This window comes from Aquimarina sp. U1-2 (genome assembly GCF_017897595.1).
In the GTDB taxonomy this organism is placed as follows: Bacteria; Bacteroidota; Bacteroidia; order Flavobacteriales; family Flavobacteriaceae; genus Aquimarina.
The window spans coordinates 382725-403805 of record NZ_JAGKIK010000002.1; the positions used below are offsets into that span (position 1 = coordinate 382725).

Genomic DNA, 21081 nt, shown 5'->3' on the forward strand with positions numbered 1-21081 from the left:
TTTTTAATTGAATATTTTGGGATTATTTGCATAATTCATAAATAATTTATAATATGCAATCGATTGCGCAAATATGAAAACAAAAATTGAGTTCTGAGTAATTATTTGAAATCAATAATTACTTCGAGTATTTAAAGTCAGGAATATGAAAACTATTACTAAAATTATCAGGTCGTCACTCGTCCTGTTACTGTTAATTGGAATGCCTAATATGGCAATAGCAAACACTACAGATGCTATTGAAGTTTCTTCAATTTTTCAAGAAGAATATGCCACGGTTACAGGTAGGGTGCTGGGAGATGCAGATGATCCTTTACCTGGTGTAAATGTAATTATTAGATCACTCAATTTAGGTAATTCTACAGATTGGGATGGCTTATTTACTTTAGATAGAGTTCCCAATGGTACTTATACCATCGAGATATCTTATTTGGGTTTTGAGACTTTTGAACAAGAAATAGAGGTCTCAGGATCTACGATTATTAATCTTGGTGATTTGGTATTAAGACCATCTACAAATGATTTGGGAGAAGTTATTGTAACCGCAAATGTTGAAGGGCAACAAAAAGCATACAACCTACAAAGAACCGCCGATAATATTAAAACTATTGTTTCTGCCGACTTGGTAAATCAGTTTCCAGACATCAATGTTGGTGAGGCACTACAACGTGTGCCAGGTGTAAATATTGAAAGAAATAATGGTGAGGGTGCTAACATCAGAATACGAGGTACCCCAAGAAATTTTACTACAGTGTCTATAGATGGTGCACAGTTACCAGTTACAGACGGAGGTGGTGCTAGAACAGAATCTCTGGATTTGATTCCGGCAGAATTATTATCATCAATGGAGGTAACCAAAACCCCGACGGCAGATATGGATGGTGATGCTATAGGTGGTTCGGTAAATTTGAAAACTCCAACAGCAAGAAGTAGAAAGGGAAGTATAAAAGGTACAGTTGCCGGGGGATATGCAGATATTTTCGAAGCAGGTGCTGTTCGCGCTAAATTAAAAATGGATAAGCGCTTTGCCGATGGTAAGTTTGGTATTCTTTTAGGAGGAAGTTTTTATAATACTGTAATCGGAGAAGAAAGGTATGAAACTAATTATGATAGTGTTAATGTTGGAGAATCAGGAGACCCCAATCGATATCGGGATTACTTGCTTAATGAATTAGAGTTAAGACCCAGAGAAAATGTTAGAACCCGACTAGGTTTTAATACTACTTTTGATTATAAATTTAACCCTACCTCTGAAGTATTCATAAAACTAGCTTTAAATAAAGTAGAAGATGAGTCTGAAAGATATAGAATTAGATACAGAGGAAGAGGTGCATTTTTAGATTCTTCAGACCCAACCCTAGTGGGTGGTCCTGGTTCTGATGCCAGATTTAGAAAAGATGTGGCCGATCAAGTCACAGACCGTGAAAATGTTACCTTCACTTTTGGAGGAAAACATACTATAGCTTCTTTTGCTAAACTTGATTATGGATATTCATTTTCAAGGTCTGAACGCTTTCAAACCGTAGACCGCACCGTTTTTAGAAGAAGAGGTATTACGTATAGAATTGATCAATCAGATAGAGATTTTCCTCAATTTATTCCTTTAGATTTTGATCCTACAGATATTTCTCAGCTCGAGTTCTCTGCTTTTCAAAGAGATCAACCTCGATTAACACAAGGTAGAATTCAAACCATACAAACGAATGTTGCATTTCCGTTTATTCTCAATACAAAGATTAATGGCGAAATAAAAGTGGGAGGAAAAGTAAGACTACAACAAAATTTGAGAAGAACAACAAATAATCAATGGGGTAATTTTGATGGTCAGTATTTTCTAGATCAAGTTGTAGGAGATGACCAAGGGTCTATATTTGATGGAACCTATGACCTTGGTGCATTTCCATCACCTTCTAGAACATTACAACACTTTAATGACAACTTCAATCTCTATCTGTTTAATGAAAACGAATCTGCAGAAAATTCGTTGAGGGACACTTTTAATGTAGATGAAGATGTATATGCTACTTATATACAAAGCAAATTTAATATTCAGGACTTAACGGTTTTATTAGGGGTAAGGTATGAAAATACAGAGGCATCTTATGATGCATTGGCAGTACAAAATAACGCCGGGATCGTAACCTCAGAGTCCGTATCTGGAGCTCCTTCGTTTGATTTTTTCTTGCCCAATGTACAGTTAAAATATGCTTTGAATGAATTTACGAATATTAGAGCGGCATTTACACAATCTTTTGCGCGTCCTGATCTTTTTGATTTGGTGCCTAGAGAAAATAGAAGTTTTGCTGATAATGAAATAAGAGAAGGGAATCCAGATTTACAGCCTGCATTTGCTAACAATTTTGATCTTTCATTAGAGCATTATTTTGCGACTGATGGTATTGCTTCAGTTGGTGTTTTTCATAAACGAATTGATGATTTTATTTTTCAGCAAGCTTCTTTGGTAGATGGTGGACCTTTTGATGGTTGGCAACGATTTAAACCGGTTAATGGTGAAGAAGCAGAACTCACAGGAGTAGAGGTTGCACTAGCGAAGAAGTTAAACTTTTTGCCCGGTTTTCTATCTGGTTTTGGAGTATTCCTCAATTATACTTACGTAACGAGTGAAAGTACCTTTGTGAGTTTAGATGAGGAAACTGGACTGACTACAACTCGAGAGGATATTCCTTTTGTAGGTCAGGCAGAACATACTTATAATGCAGCCTTATATTATGACAAAAAAGGATTTAGCGCTAGGCTATCTCTAAATTATAATGACAGTTCTATAGATAGTTTTACCCAGGATCCTATGTTTGATAGATTCTTAGATGAAAGATATCAATTAGATGGGAATGCTTCTTATAAAATTAATGATTACTTCACTGTTTTTGTAGAGCTACAGAATTTACTAGATGATCCGGTAGTACTTTATGAAGAAGTAAGAGAGCGAGTGCTTAATTATGAACGTTATGGCTGGACGGGAAGATTAGGTGTCAATTTTAAATTTTAATCTGGATGAAACGAATAGTAATAAAATCTAAACGTATGAAAAATAACATATATAAAATCACTTGTTGTTTGTTTCTTTGTGCATTATTCTTGGCGTGTGATAGAAATGATGATGAAGATTTCGGACCAGTAGAATATAGAGTACCAACAATAGATTTAGGCAGAACCGATGCACAATTAGGTGTTGGCCAGTTTATCAATCTTACGATAGAAATCAGAACATTTACTACATTGAAATCCATACAAGTTGTCGAAGGATCGAATGTAATACAAGATGTTTCTTTTGATGGCAATGAAGGAAACTTAGATTTCACTTTTCTTTATAGAGTTCCTGCTGACTGGCTGGATACAATGAGAGATCTTACTTTTACCGTTACAGATAGATTAAATCAAAAAGCTACGGCAACCTTTCAGGTTTCAGTTTCTGAAATTGTACCACAATATACAATTGAAGATGTAACAATTGATGGACAGGATTATAAGGAAATTACGGGTATTGTAAATCTTGATGAAACGTTAACCAATGATAATTTGTATATTCTTAATGGTGAAGTTGCCGTAGAACAATCAACGACTCTAACTATTGAAGAGGGTACAACGATTTATGGAGTAGACGAAACTTCTAGGTTAAGAGTAAGACAATTCGGAACCATAGCAGCCGAAGGAACTACCGAGGAACCTATTGTGTTTACATCCTTTGAAACAGCTCCGGGACAATCTGGAAACGCTGCTCCTGGAAGTTGGAGCGGAGTGCAGATTGAAGGTAGCGGTCCGGTGGATAATTCTGGAGTTTTCAAGTATGTAAGGATAGAATATGCCGGAGGAGGTGATGATGCCTTTCAATTGAGTAGTGTTGGTGCACAAACTACCGTAGAATATGTTCAAGTGTATCGAAGTGTTGATAATGCATTTAGAATTAATGGTGGAGGTGTGAATTTGAAATATATCATTGCTACTGATTGTGAAGATGCGAGCATACGTTATGACGATAATAATGATGCAGGCTGGGAAGGTAATGGACAGTTTTGGATAATAAACACTACGTTTACGGGTAATGCAGTTGAAGGTCGTGATGATGCCAGTGCATTCATTTCGAACGTGACAATTACAGGATCTGGTTTTAATGATGCCAGCTCTGCACCTGGAGGCTTTGGATTTTTAATACGAAATAATGCAACAGCAAGAGTTTACAATGCTATAGTTACCGGAGTAGAAACCTCTATAAGATACCGAAATGGGTCAGAAGACTTTTTAAGAACACCAAGTGTTTTTAGCAATAGCACTTGTTTTGGTAACGACGAAGATGCAGATGACCCTGGTTTTCATAGCTCTGCAGAGATTTTTGATCCTACAGATTCAAGCTACGATCCAATTTTTAATAACTCGGTAGTACCTTTTGCTATAACCAATTCTTATATAGGGGTGTCAACAGCAAACTCTACAGATCCTAGTTTAATCGATTCATTTTTTGAATCTGCAAATTACGTAGGAGCAGTGCAAGAGGGGAATGATTGGACAGTGGGTTGGACGCGCAATATCGATGGAACAATAAGAGAATAAATTCAATGATATAATAAGATCAAAATATAAGTACATGTCTATTAAAAACATGTTTCAGCCGTTTATTTTTTTAATGGTCAGATGGAATCGCCATTTAATCCTATCAGTGGGTATTATCCTAATTATTATGGCTTATTTCATATCAGGTTGTTGGATTGGGCGTATTACCAGGTCTATTCTATAATGAATAAACTGGATCGTATCATTGATGCTGAATAGAAAAAACCAAAAAGAAATGAAATATTGAAAAATATAATAAGTTATGTGCAATCACCTGCGTTTATGATAGTAACCTATGCAGATAATTTTAGAATGAAAGATGTATCAATTTCATACTAAAAAAGGATATGGCTAGACATGGCTTATGTTTATTAGAAGTTAGTAACGTTGATTCTACCAATATAGTCAGAAATTCAATACATAAAGAAACTTTTGTATTTGTAAAGAAACAGAATGAAACATAAAATAGTCACTGTAGTATTCATCAGTATTGTCTTACAGGCCTGCGCGCAAAAACCTAAATTGATTTTAGACATTGCTTATAAAGAAAAAATAGTTTCTTCTTTAAACCAGGCTGTACAGCATACAAGTAAAGCGATGCTTGATGATAAGGGGATGGCCAAAGGGAATTACCATATTATTACAGGTGAGTGGAAGGAATATGAACCTGCATGGCATACTGGTCAAGCTATTTATGGTTTGCTAAATGCTTATAAAGTTACCGATAATAAGAAAGCCTTAGAAGAAGCCGTACGCGCAGGTGACTGGTGGATAAGCCTTCAATTTCCCAAAGGACATAAATTAGCAGGATATCTCAATGCAAAACATGGTAACAAATTAGGAGATTTGATCAATACAACCACAATTGCCGATGGAACACCTGGATTATTTAATCTTAGTGATGTCACAGGTAATAAAAAGTATGCTGATGCCGCTACAAATGCAGGAGCCTGGATTCTTGATAATTTATACATTCCTGATGAACGCCTCAGCTATAATATCGTAGCTAGTGATACGGGCGAGATATGGAAAGATAAAAGTCCACATGAGCAACATCAGGGATTAACTTTTAGTATCAAACACGTTGCCAGACCAAACGCAGAGGGATATTTATGGAAAGATGTGTACTTGCATACAGGTGAAGAACGTTTTAAGAACGCGTTTTTAGAGATTTGTAATAAACTTGTCGATGATCAATCCGACAATGGATGGTGGATAGAATATGAACCCAACGACCCTAAAACAGGAAAAATACATGGGCGTTTCAATACCTGGAATGCCGAAGCGCTTTTAGAAGCTTATACACTTACTAATGAACAAAAATTTTTAAATGCAGCTATCAAAACAGCTCAGGCGCTTGCAAAAATACAAGATAGAACAGGGGTCATTTGGTATAGTAGTTATCTAGATGGGAATCATGACAGACGTAGTCCCTGCGGTAGTGCGGCAAGTTTTGCCGGCATTTTGTGGTTACAGCTATACGAATTAGGAATCACCGATTTTGAAGAAAATATAAAGAGAGCCTTAGACTTTACACTAAAAAATCAATTTAGTAAAGACCATGAAGATCCAAACTTGGCCGGCGCTTATTACGAGATTAGGCAAAAAGCCAAAAAAGATGGCCAATTCGAATTGTATTATCGTGATATAGCCACCAGTTTTGGAATGCGATTTTTAAGTGATGTATATCAAAATGCATTTTAATATAAGATCAAAATGAAAAAAATAGTATTTGTAGTAGTGGTTTGCATTATCTCTTGTTGTTCTCCTAAAAAAACAACACAAAGTAGTTTCAACGAGAACTATGCAAAGGCAAAAATTGATACTGCCTGGAATCAAACCATGCCTAATATTTTAAAACAAATTATCCCTCCTTCATTTAAAGATACGACTTACTTAATTTCTGACACACTAAACTTTAGAGATACGCTTAATCAGGTAATCGAGCAGGTATCTGTAAATGGAGGAGGAACTATCAAAGTCGTTCCAGGGGGTTACAACGTAAAAGGTTCAATTTTCATGAAGTCTAATGTGAATCTAAATCTTTCAGAAGGTGTGGTTTTAAATTTTTCTCCAAATCCCGAAGATTATTTACCGGTCGTAAAAATGCGCTGGGAAGGAACATTTATAATGAACTACTCTCCTTTGTTTTATGCATTAGAACAAGAAAATATTGCGATTACAGGACAAGGGACAATAGATGGCCATTGCGAAGAAATCTGGGCACCCTGGAAACAAAAGCAGAAACCAGACAAGATGCGGGCACGGCAAATGGGCAATGATAAGGTGCCAATACAAGATCGTGTTTTTGGCGACGGTCATTTTTTACGTCCTCCGGGAATTCAATTTATAGCATGTAAGAACATTCTACTTGAAGACTTTACGATAAAGAGTACTCCATTCTGGACTATAAACCCTATACTATCTGAAAATATAACGGCACGCGGGTTAACTATTCAAAGAGGAACCACCAATGATGATGGTTTTGATCCCGAGAGTTGTAAAAATGTATTGATCGAGAATTGTATAATTAATACACATGATGATTGTATTGCTATCAAAGCTGGTCGCGATCAAGATGGATGGGAATATCCTCCTTCAGAAAATATTGTGATTAGAAATAATGATTTTACGAATATTGTAGGTAGTGGTTTTTGCATAGGCTCTGAAATGTCTGCCGGGGTTCGCAATGTATTTGCAGAAAATAATATACTACGCGGGAGCGATAAACATGCTTTTCAATTTAAAAGTAATCCGGATCGAGGAGGGTTTATTGAAGAAATATATATGCGCAATATGAAAGTGATGAACCCGGTAAAATATGGTTTCGAATTTACTACAGACTACAAAGGATGGCGCGGTAATGCGTATTTTGTAAAGTACAATAATTTTTACTTTCAGAATATAACGCTCGAAGAAGCTTCAGAGATTTCGATTAAGATCAATGGCCGAGAAGAAGAAAATATCCATAGTGTATACATGGAAGATATTTCGGTGAAAAGATCTCCAGCTCCGGTAATTGCAAATTTTACCCAAGACCTGTTATTGAAGAATATTTCCGTTAACGGGAAAATGATTTCAGATAAAGATATCACCACAACCACAGAAAAGAAATAAATTATGTTGGATAGACGTAAATTCCTTAAAAAAACAGCAACTGTTGGGGCTGCAGCAGCTACACTTCCTATAATGGCTTGTGCAGAAAACCCAAAAGAAAAGGCTGCTACATCAGAACAAATAAAAACTACAGGATTATATGTTCCCAAGAACATAGAAGAAGAAATTAGTGCAAGGGTGAAAAATAAATTGACCTCTCCGGTGATTATCGATAAAATCGAAGTGGTTGTGGCGCGTAGACGTTATTTTACGCGTATAACTGATAAGGAGGGTAATCAGGGAATAGCTGCGATGAACTCAGGTCGTTTTAAAAGTACAGAAACGATTTTTAAAAAACTTGCCGCAGCTAATTTTATAGGCAAAGATGCAAGAGAAATAGCATACTTACCTGGCGAGATTCTAAAAGTAGACCGTAATTATAAGTTCGTTGGATTACCCTACTGGAATGCCATCGGGACCATAGAAATTGCTATTTGGGATCTTCTAGGCAAGTTGGTCAACAAACCAGCTCATCATTTCTTAGGCGATCAAGTCCGCAAAGAGTATCCAGTATATATCTCTAGCCTCGAAAGAGAAAAACCTTTTGAAGGAGAAACAGAGCGTATTCAAAAAACAGTTGAGGTTACTGGATCTACAGCTACAAAAATTAAGATTGGTGGCCGCATGAAAAATATCGAACCCTATATCACAAGAACCAATCAATTTGTACCTCATGTACGTAGAACTTTTGGAGATGATTTCACCATTTATGTAGATGGAAATAGTTCGTATACTGCCGATGAAGCAATCGAAGTTCTTAAAATGTTGGAGAGTTATGATGTCAAATTCTTTGAAGAACCTTGTTACTGGCAAGATCTATGGTCTCATAAATTAGTCAAAGAAGCATCAACAACCTGTGCTATCGCAGGAGGAGAACAGGACAGCAGTTTTGATCAGTTTAAACTAATGTGCGAGATCAAAGCTATGGATATTCTACAGCCAGATGTGTATTATCATGGCGGCATTGTTAGAACACTTAAAATATCTCATATGGCGGCTCACTATGGTGTCGGCTTTACTCCGCACTCTCCCAAAGCAGGTCCCATGGCGGCAGCACCAAATCAGATTTTTGCCGTTTGCCCTGTCTTAACAGCACATCAGGAATATCGAGTTGGGGGCGAAGAAAAACAAAAAAGCTGGCACACTCCTGTACTTCCAAAAAATGGTAATATCTCAATTTTTACAGCTCCAGGATTAGGAATCGAGTATGCCAATGATCTTTGGAAAGAAGAAAAAATATACTGGACTTCAAATGATGCTTAAAACACAAATGAAATGAGAAAAAATTCGACTTTTTGTTCAACTAAAGGGCTGCTAATATTCTTGTTTTTGGCAGTTGCTTCTTCAGTTTTTGCCCAGACACCATTAGTACAGAATGTATACAATCGTAAAAGCACTTCGCTTAATGGGAATTGGAAATACGTAATTGATCCCTACGAGACGGGATATCGAAATCACAGAAACTGGAAACCGTTTGATCAAATGGAATCTACGCGGAATTCAGCTAAACCCTATTATACCGATAAAGTTATTAAAGAACGATGGGATCGGGTAGAATATAATTTTAATACGTCGGCTGAAATTAAAGTTCCCGGGGATTGGAATTCTCAGGATCGTATGCTTCTTTACTACGAAGGGTCTGTTTGGTATCGAATAACCTTTGATTACACTGTCAAAGGAAACAACAAATTATTTATCTACTTCGGAGCGGCCAATTATCAAACCGATGTCTACGTAAACGGACAAAAAGTTGGGCAGCATCTTGGCGGTTTTGATCCTTTTAATTTTGATATTACCGATGTGGTTAAACCTAAAGGAAACTCTCTAGTAGTACGAGTAGATAATCGAAGAGAAAAACATCGGGTTCCTAATTATACTACCGATTGGTGGAATTATGGTGGAATTACCAGGGATGTGAAATTGGTAGAACTTCCGTCAACTTATATTCAAGATTATTTTGTTCAATTGGATAAAGACAATCCAAAAAACATCAAAGGATATGTACAATTAGCAGGTACATCTTTACAAAGTAAGGTATCACTATCTATCCCTGAAGCTAAAGTCAATTTTTCAGGAACTACCGATATTAATGGCCGAGTGAATTTCGAAATTCCAGTAAAAAAGCTTAAAAGATGGTATCCTAAGCGTCCGAAATTATATGATGTTCAGATTCAGACAGGTACTGATAAAATTGAGGATCAAATTGGTTTTAGAACTATTGAAGCCAAAGGAGCAGACATTTTGTTAAACGGACAATCAATTTTTCTTCGAGGGATTAGTCTTCATGAAGAAAACCCGATAAAAATCGGTAGAGCAAGATCTCTAGAAGATGCAAAAATGTTGATGGATTGGGCAAAAGAATTAAACTGTAATTTTATTCGATTAGCGCATTATCCTCATAATGAAAATATGCCCAGATTAGCCGATAAGCTGGGGATATTACTTTGGGAAGAAATTCCTGTATATTGGGGTATTGATTATGAAGACCCAGAGGCTTTTAATCAAGCAAAAAGTCAATTAGAAACCTTGGTGCATAGAGATAAAAACCGGGCAAGTGTTATTGTCTGGTCGGTAGCCAATGAAACTCCTGATACAGAATCGAGACTCGAATTTTTAAAACAGCTTAAAAAAATAGCAACCGATATTGATGACACCCGATTTATAAGCGCAGCACTAGAGCGTAATGAGAAGGATGTGCAGGATGTAGTAAAAATACCAGATCCTTTTGCAGCAGATGTTGATATGCTGGCCTGTAATGAGTACATTGGCTGGTACTCTGGCTTGCCAGAAAAATGTGATCAAGTAACCTGGCAGTTGCCAGGTGATAAGCCCTTTTTTGTAAGCGAATTTGGGGGAGGAGCGCTTTATAATCATCACGGAGATAAATTAACAAGATGGACCGAAGAGTATCAGGAGTATTTATATCAGGAACAAATCAAAATGCTTAAAAAAATACCAACGCTTCGTGGAATGACCCCCTGGATTTTAGCAGATTTTAGATCACCACGAAGAAACCTACCCATCATTCAGGAGGGTTGGAACAGAAAAGGGCTAATCTCTGACGGAGGATTTAAAAAGAAAGCTTTCCATATATTAAAAGCCTATTATGATGAGATGGAAGAAAAGTATAACTATCAAATAAAAGATTAAAATTTACGATGGTTCGATTATTTATACTTTTTGCAATACTTGGCGTAGTTTCTTGTGAAAAAGAGACGAAGGAGCAAACTGTTGGTCAGGAACATCATAAACCTAATATTGTTCTAATCTTGGCAGATGATATGGGGTGGTCTGATCTAGGATGTTACGGAAGTGAGATCAAAACCCCGGTCTTAGATAGTTTGGCATATCACGGACTCCGTTTTACCCAGTTCTACAACACTTCAAAGTGTTTTCCATCACGAGCTGCTTTGCTCACAGGTTTGTATGCACAACAAGTAGGTGCAGGACGTACCTGGAAAAATCCATGGATCAATACTACTACTATTGCCGCTTCATTAAAAAAAGCAGGATACCTCACCTGGATGTCTGGTAAGCATCACGGTGTTGATGTACCAACCGACATGGGATTTGATAAATATTACGGGTTATTAAGTGGTGCTGCCAATCAATTTAATCCTGGAAATCAACGTCCGGGAGAAGCCAAGCCCGCAAGAAAACGTGTACGACCTTTTTATGTCGATGGCAAGCGGTATGAGCCTTATACACCTGATAGTACGTATTATTCTACAGATGCGTTTACTAATGCCGCTTTACAATGGATTAATGCTTCAGAACAAGAAACGAAACCATTCTTTTTATATCTATCGTATACAGCTCCTCATGATCCCTTGATGGCATGGCCAGAGGATATTGCCAAATATCGTGGTCAATACAAAGAAGGATATGAGGTAATACGAACCAAGCGTTTTGCAAAGCAAAAAGAATTAGGTGTGATTCCAAAGGATTTTAAGCTTCCTTCCCCTACATACACCCCCTGGGAAAGCCTTTCTGAGGCGAAAAAAGACGAAGAAGACCTTAAAATGTCGATTTACGCGGCTATGATTGATCGCATGGACTATAATATAGGTCTAGTAATGAATGCGCTTAGAAGGCAAAAAAAGCTCAAAAATACGATCGTACTCTTTCTATCGGATAATGGAGGTAGCGCAGAGGTAGTTACTATTCCCGGTGATGGAAATATAGGAACAGTTGGCCAATGGACCTCTTTAGGAGCAGATTGGTCAAATGTATGCAATACTCCTTTTAGGATGTATAAAAATAACAGTTACGAGGGCGGGATCAATACTCCGGCAATTGTAAGTTGGCCACAGATGCACCAAAAAGGTAGTGTGAATACTACTTTTTACGGTCACTTTATTGATATGTTCCCTACGTTACTAGATATTGCAGGTCATTCTTATCCCACAAGTAAAGAGATTTTACCTCTAGAAGGGCACTCTTTTGAAAAGGTAGTAGTAGCAACTTCAGAAAATTCAGAATTGATGGCAGATAGGGCCCTATTTTTTGAGTGGGCAGATGGTGCTGCAATGCGAGAGGGAAACTGGAAGATTGTTCGCAAAGAAACTACAGATCAGTGGCAACTGTATAACCTGGCCGAAGATGGTGGAGAAACCCATAATCTTGCTAAAGAAATGCCAGAAAAGGTTGCCAAAATGAATATGCAATTTAAAGCCTGGCAGACAAGGGTAAATACAACTCATAATGATAAAGCACTTTAAATATACAATTCTACTTTTAGGTTTCAATATCTCTTTGGCGCAACAAAATCTAGATAGCCAGGTCGAGCAAGAATATTTTACAACACTTTCTGAATTGTGTGAAGCGCTATTGAAACAACAAAATACCGATAAAAATAGTCCAGAATATGGTGGACTTCTAGATCCAGAAAATGATATTTATTATACCAGGGCTGCAGAGGCCTTGTATCCCTTTGTGGTAATATATCAGTATACAAAAGATAAGAAGTATCTCAAAGCTGCGATCAATCTTGGTAATTGGCTTATCACAAAACAAGAAGAAACAGGTGAATGGATTGAAAATCCATGGCAATGGACTGGTACCACCGCAGATCAATTACTCATGATGGCAGCCGCCTATCCTGAATTGGAGAAACACCTTTCCGCAGAAGAAAAGGGTAACTGGGAAGCTTCTATGAGAATCGCAGGGATGTATTTAGTAAAAAAAATGGAACCTGATTTTGCAAGTATAAATTATGTGCCCACCACTGCGGGTACCATGGCCATGCTTTGGAAAAATGTCATACAAGAGGATATTTTCAAAGAAAAAGCGAAAAAACTTGCCTGGCAAACAATCGCCAAGATGGATAGTGATCAGTTTATTCATGGAGAAGCGGCACGTGTACACGGAGTCAAATATGGAGTAGATCTAAGCTATCAAATGGATATGTCTTTGTGGGGGTTAACACTATATGCTCGTATTACAGGGGATCAAGAAGTAGAAGATTATGTACGAAAATCATTGGCCAAAGTGATTCATTTTGTATATCCTAACGGGATTATTGATGGCTCATGGGGAGCACGATCCTATAAATGGACAGGGTATGGCACCAAAACAGCAGATGGATCACAAATTTTATTCAGTTTATTTGCTAATGAAAATTCGGCATATCAAACTGCAGCCTTACGTAATCTGGAATATCTAAGAAAAGCAATTAAAGGCGGATTAGTAGGCTATGGGCGCGATTTATGGGCATTTGGAAGCAAGACCGGAAAACCTAATTTGTATCCTACTTTTGCAAGGGCAAAAAATTTGGCGTTAGCCCTTGAGTATGGAAAACACCAAAAAGGAAAAACTAACCCTATTCCTGCCGATCAGGGGGATTGGGTTAAATTCTTTCCAACGATAAAAGTAGCAACACTTCGAAAAGGAGATTGGATGGCAACGGTATCCTCTTATGACTATCATGATTACACGGGCTGGGGTAAAGACAAGTATCGACATTTTCCCAGAGGAGGTGCCATGCTAAATCTCTGGTTAAAGGATTTTGGAATGGTAACAACGGCTTCACAAGCCCAATACGTTCGCGGTGAAACGATTCACATGCCTCCCATCGAAGATTCACTTCGATCGTTAACGCCCCGGATCGAATTCAGAAATGAAAATGGATATTTTACCAATTTATATGATACCAAATCTCATATCCACATAAATAAGCAGCCCAATGCTATTCAAATCAATACATCAGGCGAATTGAGTGATCAAGAATTCTTACCGGGAGGTGTTGCCTATATGTATGATTATACTATAACCAATAAGTCATTAACAAAGAAAGTCACCGTACGTTATCACGATCGTAAACCGGAAGTACAAATTGTAGAACCCATTGTATTGAATGAAGGAGTAGAAGTGACTCAAGTTGATAAAAAAACAGTGAAAATTACTTCTCCCAACCGGAATTTACTTTTCAAAATCAATCAAGGCAACGTTACTATCGAAGTAGGAAAAGATGTCGATAAATATTGGTTTCCATTTCCTGGTCTGTATACCTATCCTATTATTATGAAGGTGAAGACCCCAAAAGAAGGATTTCAACAAGTGGTGAGTTATACCTATAGTGTTGCTGAATAAAACTATTATATCGTTTTAAAAAACCAACGAATTTTTAAAATCAATAAGTTTTTTGAACGAAACTCTTTTAAAGATTAAATAACACTATACTATAGTTGTTTTAGCTTTTGCGTAATAATTTTCATACTCTCTTCAGGAAGTTCTACATTAACAGGGTAATCAAAATAACAAAACAATCTTGGTTTTTTTTGGAAAAGATTGTCAATTTCTGTAGCTAAACGTTCTGTATCTGCTTTACTATAATTTCGGTGATCTAGAATTTGAATATCGTTAGTTGCGTATCTTAATCCCTTAATATTACCTATGTCTAAAGGGGTCGAATTCTTATGATACCAATCTATTACTTTTTCAGTACCAAAATTGCCTCTGGTATACCTATTCAATTCAGAAAAAAAATGTTCGTACGCTTTAGTCGAAATTAGATTTGAGTGTAGTTTAGATGAATACCATAACACCCCATCAAATTTGAACCCTTCAAAACATTCTTTCAATTTCTTTTTTATAAATACTGAAGTGGCTTTTTCCGAAATGGAGCTTACAGGCCCCAAATCGGTGAGATAAGCACTTCCGTCTTCATTTTTTAGGCAAGATGCCATATTCTTAACGGCAAAAACGCTAGGAAACCCAGAGATACCTTTAAACAAGTTACACCAGCCATCAGGCAAAAAATAAACTTTCAGGCCGTGTTTTTTTGCTGTAGCGATTACGAATAAGATATTTTCTTTGGCAGCTCTATAATCCTGTTCAATAACATTTAATGTTATGCTATGCGCTCCTGTATTTTTAATGCGAAGGATATCTTCTTCAATTTGCCATGGGACAAATGTATAGGCATATTTTCCAAAATAGAAACAATTGATTTCCATGTGCATTATTTACTCTTTGAAGCCTCTGGCGAAGTTTGATCTTTTTTAATTCCCTTGTGGCGGTTTTTATTGAGATTAGGGTCTTCTCCCATCCATGCCCAAAGTTTAATCAACCCGTTTTGATGAGCGCTTACCAAAAAACTTCCATCTTTATTAAAATCTATATATTCGGCATGATCACCTGCCCATACCTGTGCAGCAGTTCGAATTTGATCAACGCTATAGTTTTTAATATCTGAAACGCGATAAATAAAGATGTGAGGATCATGCCCTGTGAAGGCAATATATGCTCCGCTTGGGTGGAAGGCAACGGTTTCAATTTTGCGTCCCATATGAGAAAAAGATTTCTTGATTTTACCTTTTTTCCAGTCTATTAAGTGAATTGTACCTTTTACAGGCTTATTTTGAGCAGCGATAATCCATTTTCCATCAGGCGAGAAACCTCCAGCTGTAAATACCACATCACCTTCTGTCAAAAATTCTTTTTCTAATGACCAGTCGGTGGTGTTGTACACTTTGATTCCGGCATGTCCTATGGCAACGATATATTGATCATCTTCGGTAAAAAATAGCTCATTAATTGTACTGCCATAATTTATTTTGGCAATTTCTTTACGCGTATTCATATCGTAAATTCCAAGAAAACCTTGCTTTTTTCCATTTTTGTCATAGCTGTATTCTTCTCCGGTAGCAAGTAACATACTGTTATTTGACCAGATTAATCCATCAATACCTTGGTTATGTGATAGTGTCTCTACTGCCTTACCTGTTTTTGCTTCATAAATTGTCGTTTTAAAATCTTCGCTACATGCCGCAACATAGTTATTATCACTTGACCATCCTACGCGCTCTATTTCTGCGGGATGGTAGGCTCTCCATAATTCTGCACCATCACTAGTTCGCCACATCACAACACTATAATCGTATTTGGTACCACTCACGATGTATTTTCCGTTAGGAGAAAATTCTGCACTTTCTACAGATCCGGGTTCACCCAGTGCATCTGCTACTCGCGACCACACGGGTTCTAGGCGTAGTTGATAATCTAAATAAGGTTGTTGGGTAAAGACTAGTACAGGTGCGAACAGTACAATAAACAGGATGTTTTTCATAACTTAATGTTTTAAAGATGTTTTTTTAAATGTTTTGAAATCAATTGCATAGCTTTGTCAGGTTCTTTACAGCTACGCGGATAATAGTAATAGGCGAATTGATCGGCCATGGTGATAATAGTATCTAAATGTTTTTCTAGTAAAGGATACTCATTAGGCGTAGTTTTGAAGTTTTCAATAAGTACCATACTTTTTAATCCTTTATCATGGGCCTTGGTTACATATCGATGTCCCACATTACCCTTGCCCAGTATAAATTTTTTACCTGTATAGGTTTCGGGCCGTTCGATATTGGGATACGCACGACCATCGGCTCCAAAATAATCCAGGTGCTTGATTTGAGAAGCTTGTTCGATCCAGGTATCGGTTAAATAGGGATAGGCAAAAAAATTAATGATCTTATCACCATGCTCTTTTTTGATATGATCATTTACATTCGAAATAAAATTACAATAATTGCCTTCATGTGTGATTAAGGCTTCTTTTTCTCCTGTTTCATACCCAGGGATGTGTTGTAATCTTGCTTTGGCCATGGCAGAATAATCCATTTGATAGGCTTTAGGCTCGTCCCAAACAACACCATCCAGATCCCATGTTTTAAATGCTTTATCCAGATGCTCAATAAAAAAGTCAAATACTTCGGGATAATAAATGCTACAAATCGGACCCGAGCTATGAAAATATGGGTTTCCATCACTTTTTAAAGACCAGGTATGTGGGTTTTTAGCAGCAAAAATACTGGGCATTTTAGGAGCACCGGCAAACACACCGGCCCATCGGCTTGTTACAAAGAACACTTTGATTCCTCGTTTATGCGCTTCGGTAACTATAGTTTCGATATTGCGTTCTGCTTTTCCAAAATCTACTTCAGAAATGGCCATGGTAAGCGCATTGGTACCATGATCTGCCATCCATTGCATATCTGCAGCAATATGTGCCGGATTATAATGAAAGGTATTTGCCCGATAATATAAATTATTGATCAAACTTGGTTTTTTTGGTTCTTCAGAAGTCGTATTACATGCGAAAGGAACACCAAGTACACTACTGCCTAAAGTGGCGGCGACTGTTAATTTGGTAAAATCACGTCTATTCATTTGCTTAGTACTCATACTGGATCTTTTGAATTATATGAGATTCGATAAATAGCACCTGCATAATCGTCGCTTACCAATATACTGCCATCTGGTAATTGTAAAATATCAACAGGTCTTCCCCAGGCATCATTATTTTCATCGTCTAACCATCCTGTAACAAAAGGTTCGTAGCTTACGATCGAATCATTCTTTAGCGTAAGCTTCATAATTCGATATCCCTGTTTTTCAGATCTATTCCAAGAGCCATGTTCAGACACTAAGATGCTGTTTTTATATTCTTTTGGAAACATATTTCCGGTATAGAATTTTAAACTTACGGGAGCTGCATGTGCGACCAGATCATAGGCTGTAGGAACAAAATCGGTTAACGCACGTTGGTTTCCAAAGATAGGATCCTTTATATCTTTTCCGTGATAAAATGGAAATCCGTAATGCTTCCCCTCTTCTTTAACCCTATTTATTTCGCAAGGCGGAAGATCATCACCCATTAAATCGCGACCATTATCACTAAACCATAATTCTTTTGTTTTTGGGTGCCAATCATATCCGCGACTATTACGTACACCATGAGCTACAATTTCAAAATTTTGACCATCTGGAGAGATGCGTGTTATCGTAGAGAATATGTCATTTTCTTCAAGACAAACGTTACAAGGTGCTCCTACAGGCACGTACAATCGGTCATCGGGACCAAAACGAATATATTTATGTCCGTGTTTTTTAACAGGGGGATAGTTAAATATGACTTCGGGCTCAGGAGGATTATCTAATTGTGCTTCTATATTCTTATATCTCAAAATACGGTCAATTTCACCAACATATAAGTCTTTGCCGCGCATAGCTACCCCCATAGGATCCCATTGTAGCCCATTACTCAATTTTCTAATGCGATCTGCCTTACCATCCTGATCTTCATCTTTGATAGCATAAATAAAGTGATCGTCGTTTCTTCGAGTACCTACGAATATAGTGTTACCTGGGCCCTGGGTGAGTGAACGCGGGTTTTCAAGTCCTTCGGCAAAAATTTCGACAGCAAACCCTTTTGGAGTATGAATCCGATTCAAAAGAATCTGCCCTTTTTTATAGGTTGAACCTACTCGACTTTCCTTTTTATCTATGTGTTTTATAGAAGCTTTATATTTTTTCTTATCAAAGGAGGGTTTTGTTTCAGAAAACCCTTCGGGTTCTTCAAGAGACTCTCCTGAACGAACTTTTTTCACCTCTTTTTCAGTTATTGCAGAAGCATTATTCCCAAAATCACTTCGAATATAACTTAGCACATTGGCAATATCCTGGTCACTAAGGTGGGGTAGACCAGGCATTACATTATCATAAATTTCACCGCGAACTGTGATTTTGTCTTGTAGTCCATTAAGGATGATATGTATCAAACGTTCTTTGCTTCCTATTACCCAACTTGTTTCAGCAATTGGGGGATGGGTTTCAGGTATACCCAACCCATTAGATTGATGACAAACTGCACAATTAGCGGTATATACTTCTCTGCCTTTCGTAAGGTCTACTTTAGGTTTGTGAGTACATCCAAAACATATAAAGACAACTAGTACAACAATGTTTTTCATACGTTTAAATCTTTTTAATTGTTTGGAAACGAAATAATTAAAAAATTGAGAACGTATGTAAGCGCTACGCTCTCACATTAAAAATTTTAAACATTCCCTTTTGTGAAGTAATTTTTAAAATTTATTAATGCTCGTTTCATACGTTTAACTATTTATAATTGTTTGAAAACGAAATGATTAAAAAATTACCTTGTAATCATTTCGATGGGCACCCTTCTAATTATTATCGCTTATTTTATTAGTATTCTTTTTAAGTATGTATAGCGCCAATCTCTTATCATATGGATCTTTTCTGTCTTTTGTTTTGCTAGCCAGTTTCGTTAGTTTGGGCATAAAAATTGACGGAATTTCTTGCATCTGGCTAAGCACATTAAGCGCCTGAACTCTTATAATGAGTTCTTTATGATCCAAAATTGTGTATAGATAATCATATGCATATTTATTCTCATTATTTTCGTATAAAGCTTTAGCCATAACGATGCCTGTATAAGGTTTTACATCATATAGCCTTTTTTTAAGGGTTACCAATGATTTGAAATCTAAGTTATTTTTTGTGCTCAAGATTTGTGCTATCCAAAAATTAATAACCGGGTTGTTACTCTCGAAATTTTTAAATAACTCGTCGGGAAGTATCGTATCACTATTATAATTTTCTTCAACCAGGTTCAAAACTCGTTCTAGAGGATACTCCTTAGAATGTGTATATGTGAAGATCAAACCTTCTGTATCTATTTGTTGTAACATAGCTTCTGGAATAAAACCGGCATCACGGTTTTTGATTTGCCAATCGGTCAGGGCTTTAGAAAGCTTTGTTTTGATTGTAGATAATGTGGTATCCTTTGCAAGGTTTTTTAATTGAAAAGGATCTTCTTTAATGTCGTACAATTCTTCAAAGTCTCGTGCTTTGAAAAATTGGGATTGTGTATCATTCGTAGCATTGTCTAAGTATGCCTGATGCCAACTTTGCATACCTTTGGATTTCCACAATGTCTGGAGATAACCGCCATATGGGATATTAGGGGTATAATTTCTGGTGTATCGATAGGTGCCATCGGTTACTGTGCGAACCATATTCATATGTTCGTCCATTCTACCAGCAAAACCAAAAGCCAGTTTTTTTTCGTTCTTACGACTTAAAAAAGGAGTTCCTTGAAATTGATCGGGTATTGAAATTCCAGCCAATTGCATTAATGTAGGCGGAAAATCGATAAATGCCACGGGTTGGTTTACTTTTTCTCCTGGTTGGTATGTTGTGAGGTGTTTAAATTTTTCGGGAACTCTAACGATTAGTGGAACGTTAAGCCCTTGTTGTGTGGCATAACGTTTCGTGCCTGCTACAGCACCCCCATGATCACTATAGTAGAATATAATGGTACTTTCTAATAAATTTTCTTTTTCAAGTTCGTTCAGGATGTTACCAACTTTTGTATCCAAATCTTGCAAGCGGTCATAATATACGGCATAATCTGATCTCATTTCTGGAGTGTCTGGATGATAAGGATATAACCTTATGTGGTCTGTTGGTGTTTTAGGAATGCTATCTCGATGTAGTTTACTTTCGTGTGTGTCATGAAGGTTGATAATAGAGAAAAAAGGTACTCCTTCTGGTCGATTTTTATACGATGAGGTTTTTGAATAATCACTCCATTCTTCAAGGCGATCAGGAGTATTATAATCTCTCTTGAAATTGTTTGTAGTATAATATCCGGCATCTTTTAAAAGCTTTGGATAAAACTGAATACTATCAGGGATAGCATATGTCGATCGCATGTGCTGTGTACCTAGTGTTGGCGAATATATACCGGTTATTAACGTATTTCGTGAGGGAGCACAAACCGGGGCATTGCTGTAGGCATTTGTAAATAGAATTCCGTTAGAAGCTAATCGATCCAGATTAGGAGTTATTGCGAGTGTATCTCCATAAGCGCCCAGCCACGGACTATTATCTTCGGAAACGATCCAAAGAATATTAGGTTGTACGGTATTTTCTTGATGATCATTTTTATCTTTTTTACAAGCTTGTAAAAACATAAAGGATAAACAAATGATAATAAAACTAATTGGGCTATTCATATGGTATACATTTTGAATGTGTTACTAACCTTAAATG

General features: G+C 37.0%; 14 protein-coding genes. 9 read left to right on the top strand and 5 right to left on the bottom strand.

Translation table 11 applies throughout. The annotated features are described in order from the left end of the window. Positions 1-145 precede the first annotated feature (145 nt). The 9 genes from J8281_RS04545 (at position 146) to J8281_RS04585 (ending at position 14313) form a co-directional block, all read left to right on the top strand. Positions 146-3007 (top strand): TonB-dependent receptor, encoded by a 2862-nt coding sequence (locus J8281_RS04545; protein WP_210196404.1) that lies wholly within the window; start codon positions 146-148, stop codon positions 3005-3007. A 35-nt stretch (positions 3008-3042) separates the two neighbouring features. Continuing rightward, entirely contained in the window at positions 3043-4566 is a 1524-nt protein-coding gene (locus J8281_RS04550; RefSeq protein ID WP_210196405.1) for a hypothetical protein, read from the top strand. An 81-nt stretch (positions 4567-4647) separates the two neighbouring features. Then, positions 4648-4785: a hypothetical protein gene (locus J8281_RS04555; protein WP_210196406.1), complete on the top strand. Its 138-nt coding sequence runs from the start codon at positions 4648-4650 to the stop codon at positions 4783-4785. 234 nt (positions 4786-5019) lie between these two features. Continuing rightward, positions 5020-6270, top strand: a complete 1251-nt coding sequence (locus tag J8281_RS04560; RefSeq protein ID WP_210196407.1) for a hypothetical protein — start codon at positions 5020-5022, stop codon at positions 6268-6270. A gap of 12 nt (positions 6271-6282) precedes the next feature. Continuing rightward, entirely contained in the window at positions 6283-7683 is a 1401-nt protein-coding gene (locus J8281_RS04565; RefSeq protein ID WP_210196408.1) for a glycoside hydrolase family 28 protein, read from the top strand. Between the two features lie 3 nt (positions 7684-7686). Then, positions 7687-8985, top strand: a complete 1299-nt coding sequence (locus J8281_RS04570; protein WP_210196409.1) for a mandelate racemase/muconate lactonizing enzyme family protein — start codon at positions 7687-7689, stop codon at positions 8983-8985. Positions 8986-8997: 12 nt separating this feature from the next. Continuing rightward, positions 8998-10872: a glycoside hydrolase family 2 protein gene (locus tag J8281_RS04575; protein ID WP_210196410.1), complete on the top strand. Its 1875-nt coding sequence runs from the start codon at positions 8998-9000 to the stop codon at positions 10870-10872. A gap of 8 nt (positions 10873-10880) precedes the next feature. Continuing rightward, positions 10881-12443, top strand: coding sequence for an arylsulfatase (locus J8281_RS04580; RefSeq protein ID WP_210196411.1), 1563 nt, complete (start codon positions 10881-10883; stop codon positions 12441-12443). Then, positions 12427-14313 carry a hypothetical protein gene (locus J8281_RS04585; protein WP_210196412.1) on the top strand — a complete coding sequence of 629 codons (1887 nt, stop codon included), beginning with the start codon at positions 12427-12429 and terminating at the stop codon, positions 14311-14313. The genes J8281_RS04580 and J8281_RS04585 overlap by 17 nt, the downstream gene beginning before the upstream one ends. Positions 14314-14402: 89 nt before the next feature. Here the strand turns inward: J8281_RS04585 and J8281_RS04590 are convergent, their stop codons facing one another. The 5 genes from J8281_RS04590 to J8281_RS04610 all read right to left on the bottom strand — a co-directional run bounded on the left by J8281_RS04590 (position 14403) and on the right by J8281_RS04610 (position 21044). Further along, positions 14403-15179, bottom strand: coding sequence for a hypothetical protein (locus J8281_RS04590; protein ID WP_210196413.1), 777 nt, complete (start codon positions 15177-15179; stop codon positions 14403-14405). A gap of 5 nt (positions 15180-15184) precedes the next feature. Then, positions 15185-16291, bottom strand: coding sequence for a WD40 repeat domain-containing protein (locus tag J8281_RS04595; RefSeq protein WP_210196414.1), 1107 nt, complete (start codon positions 16289-16291; stop codon positions 15185-15187). 11 nt (positions 16292-16302) lie between these two features. Then, complete coding sequence (locus J8281_RS04600; protein WP_210196415.1) at positions 16303-17403, bottom strand: hypothetical protein; 1101 nt, start codon at positions 17401-17403, stop codon at positions 16303-16305. After that, the gene (locus tag J8281_RS04605) at positions 17400-18971 is read right to left on the bottom strand and encodes a PQQ-dependent sugar dehydrogenase (protein ID WP_210196416.1); all 1572 of its coding nucleotides are present in this window, start codon (positions 18969-18971) and stop codon (positions 17400-17402) included. The genes J8281_RS04600 and J8281_RS04605 overlap by 4 nt, the downstream gene beginning before the upstream one ends. A 216-nt stretch (positions 18972-19187) precedes the next feature. Further along, entirely contained in the window at positions 19188-21044 is a 1857-nt protein-coding gene (locus J8281_RS04610; RefSeq protein ID WP_210196417.1) for a sulfatase, read from the bottom strand. Positions 21045-21081 lie beyond the last annotated feature (37 nt).

Excerpts from the sequence above, each read along its gene's own strand:
- J8281_RS04545 (WP_210196404.1), top strand. The coding sequence starts at position 146 with ATGAAAACTATTACTAAAATTATCAGGTCGTCACTCGTCCTGTTACTG.
- J8281_RS04550 (WP_210196405.1), top strand. The coding sequence starts at position 3,043 with ATGAAAAATAACATATATAAAATCACTTGTTGTTTGTTTCTTTGTGCA.
- J8281_RS04555 (WP_210196406.1), top strand. The coding sequence starts at position 4,648 with ATGGAATCGCCATTTAATCCTATCAGTGGGTATTATCCTAATTATTAT.
- J8281_RS04560 (WP_210196407.1), top strand. The coding sequence starts at position 5,020 with ATGAAACATAAAATAGTCACTGTAGTATTCATCAGTATTGTCTTACAG.
- J8281_RS04565 (WP_210196408.1), top strand. The coding sequence starts at position 6,283 with ATGAAAAAAATAGTATTTGTAGTAGTGGTTTGCATTATCTCTTGTTGT.
- J8281_RS04570 (WP_210196409.1), top strand. The coding sequence starts at position 7,687 with ATGTTGGATAGACGTAAATTCCTTAAAAAAACAGCAACTGTTGGGGCT.
- J8281_RS04575 (WP_210196410.1), top strand. The coding sequence starts at position 8,998 with ATGAGAAAAAATTCGACTTTTTGTTCAACTAAAGGGCTGCTAATATTC.
- J8281_RS04580 (WP_210196411.1), top strand. The coding sequence starts at position 10,881 with ATGGTTCGATTATTTATACTTTTTGCAATACTTGGCGTAGTTTCTTGT.
- J8281_RS04585 (WP_210196412.1), top strand. The coding sequence starts at position 12,427 with ATGATAAAGCACTTTAAATATACAATTCTACTTTTAGGTTTCAATATC.
- J8281_RS04590 (WP_210196413.1), bottom strand. The coding sequence starts at position 15,179 with ATGGAAATCAATTGTTTCTATTTTGGAAAATATGCCTATACATTTGTC.
- J8281_RS04595 (WP_210196414.1), bottom strand. The coding sequence starts at position 16,291 with ATGAAAAACATCCTGTTTATTGTACTGTTCGCACCTGTACTAGTCTTT.
- J8281_RS04600 (WP_210196415.1), bottom strand. The coding sequence starts at position 17,403 with ATGAGTACTAAGCAAATGAATAGACGTGATTTTACCAAATTAACAGTC.
- J8281_RS04605 (WP_210196416.1), bottom strand. The coding sequence starts at position 18,971 with ATGAAAAACATTGTTGTACTAGTTGTCTTTATATGTTTTGGATGTACT.
- J8281_RS04610 (WP_210196417.1), bottom strand. The coding sequence starts at position 21,044 with ATGAATAGCCCAATTAGTTTTATTATCATTTGTTTATCCTTTATGTTT.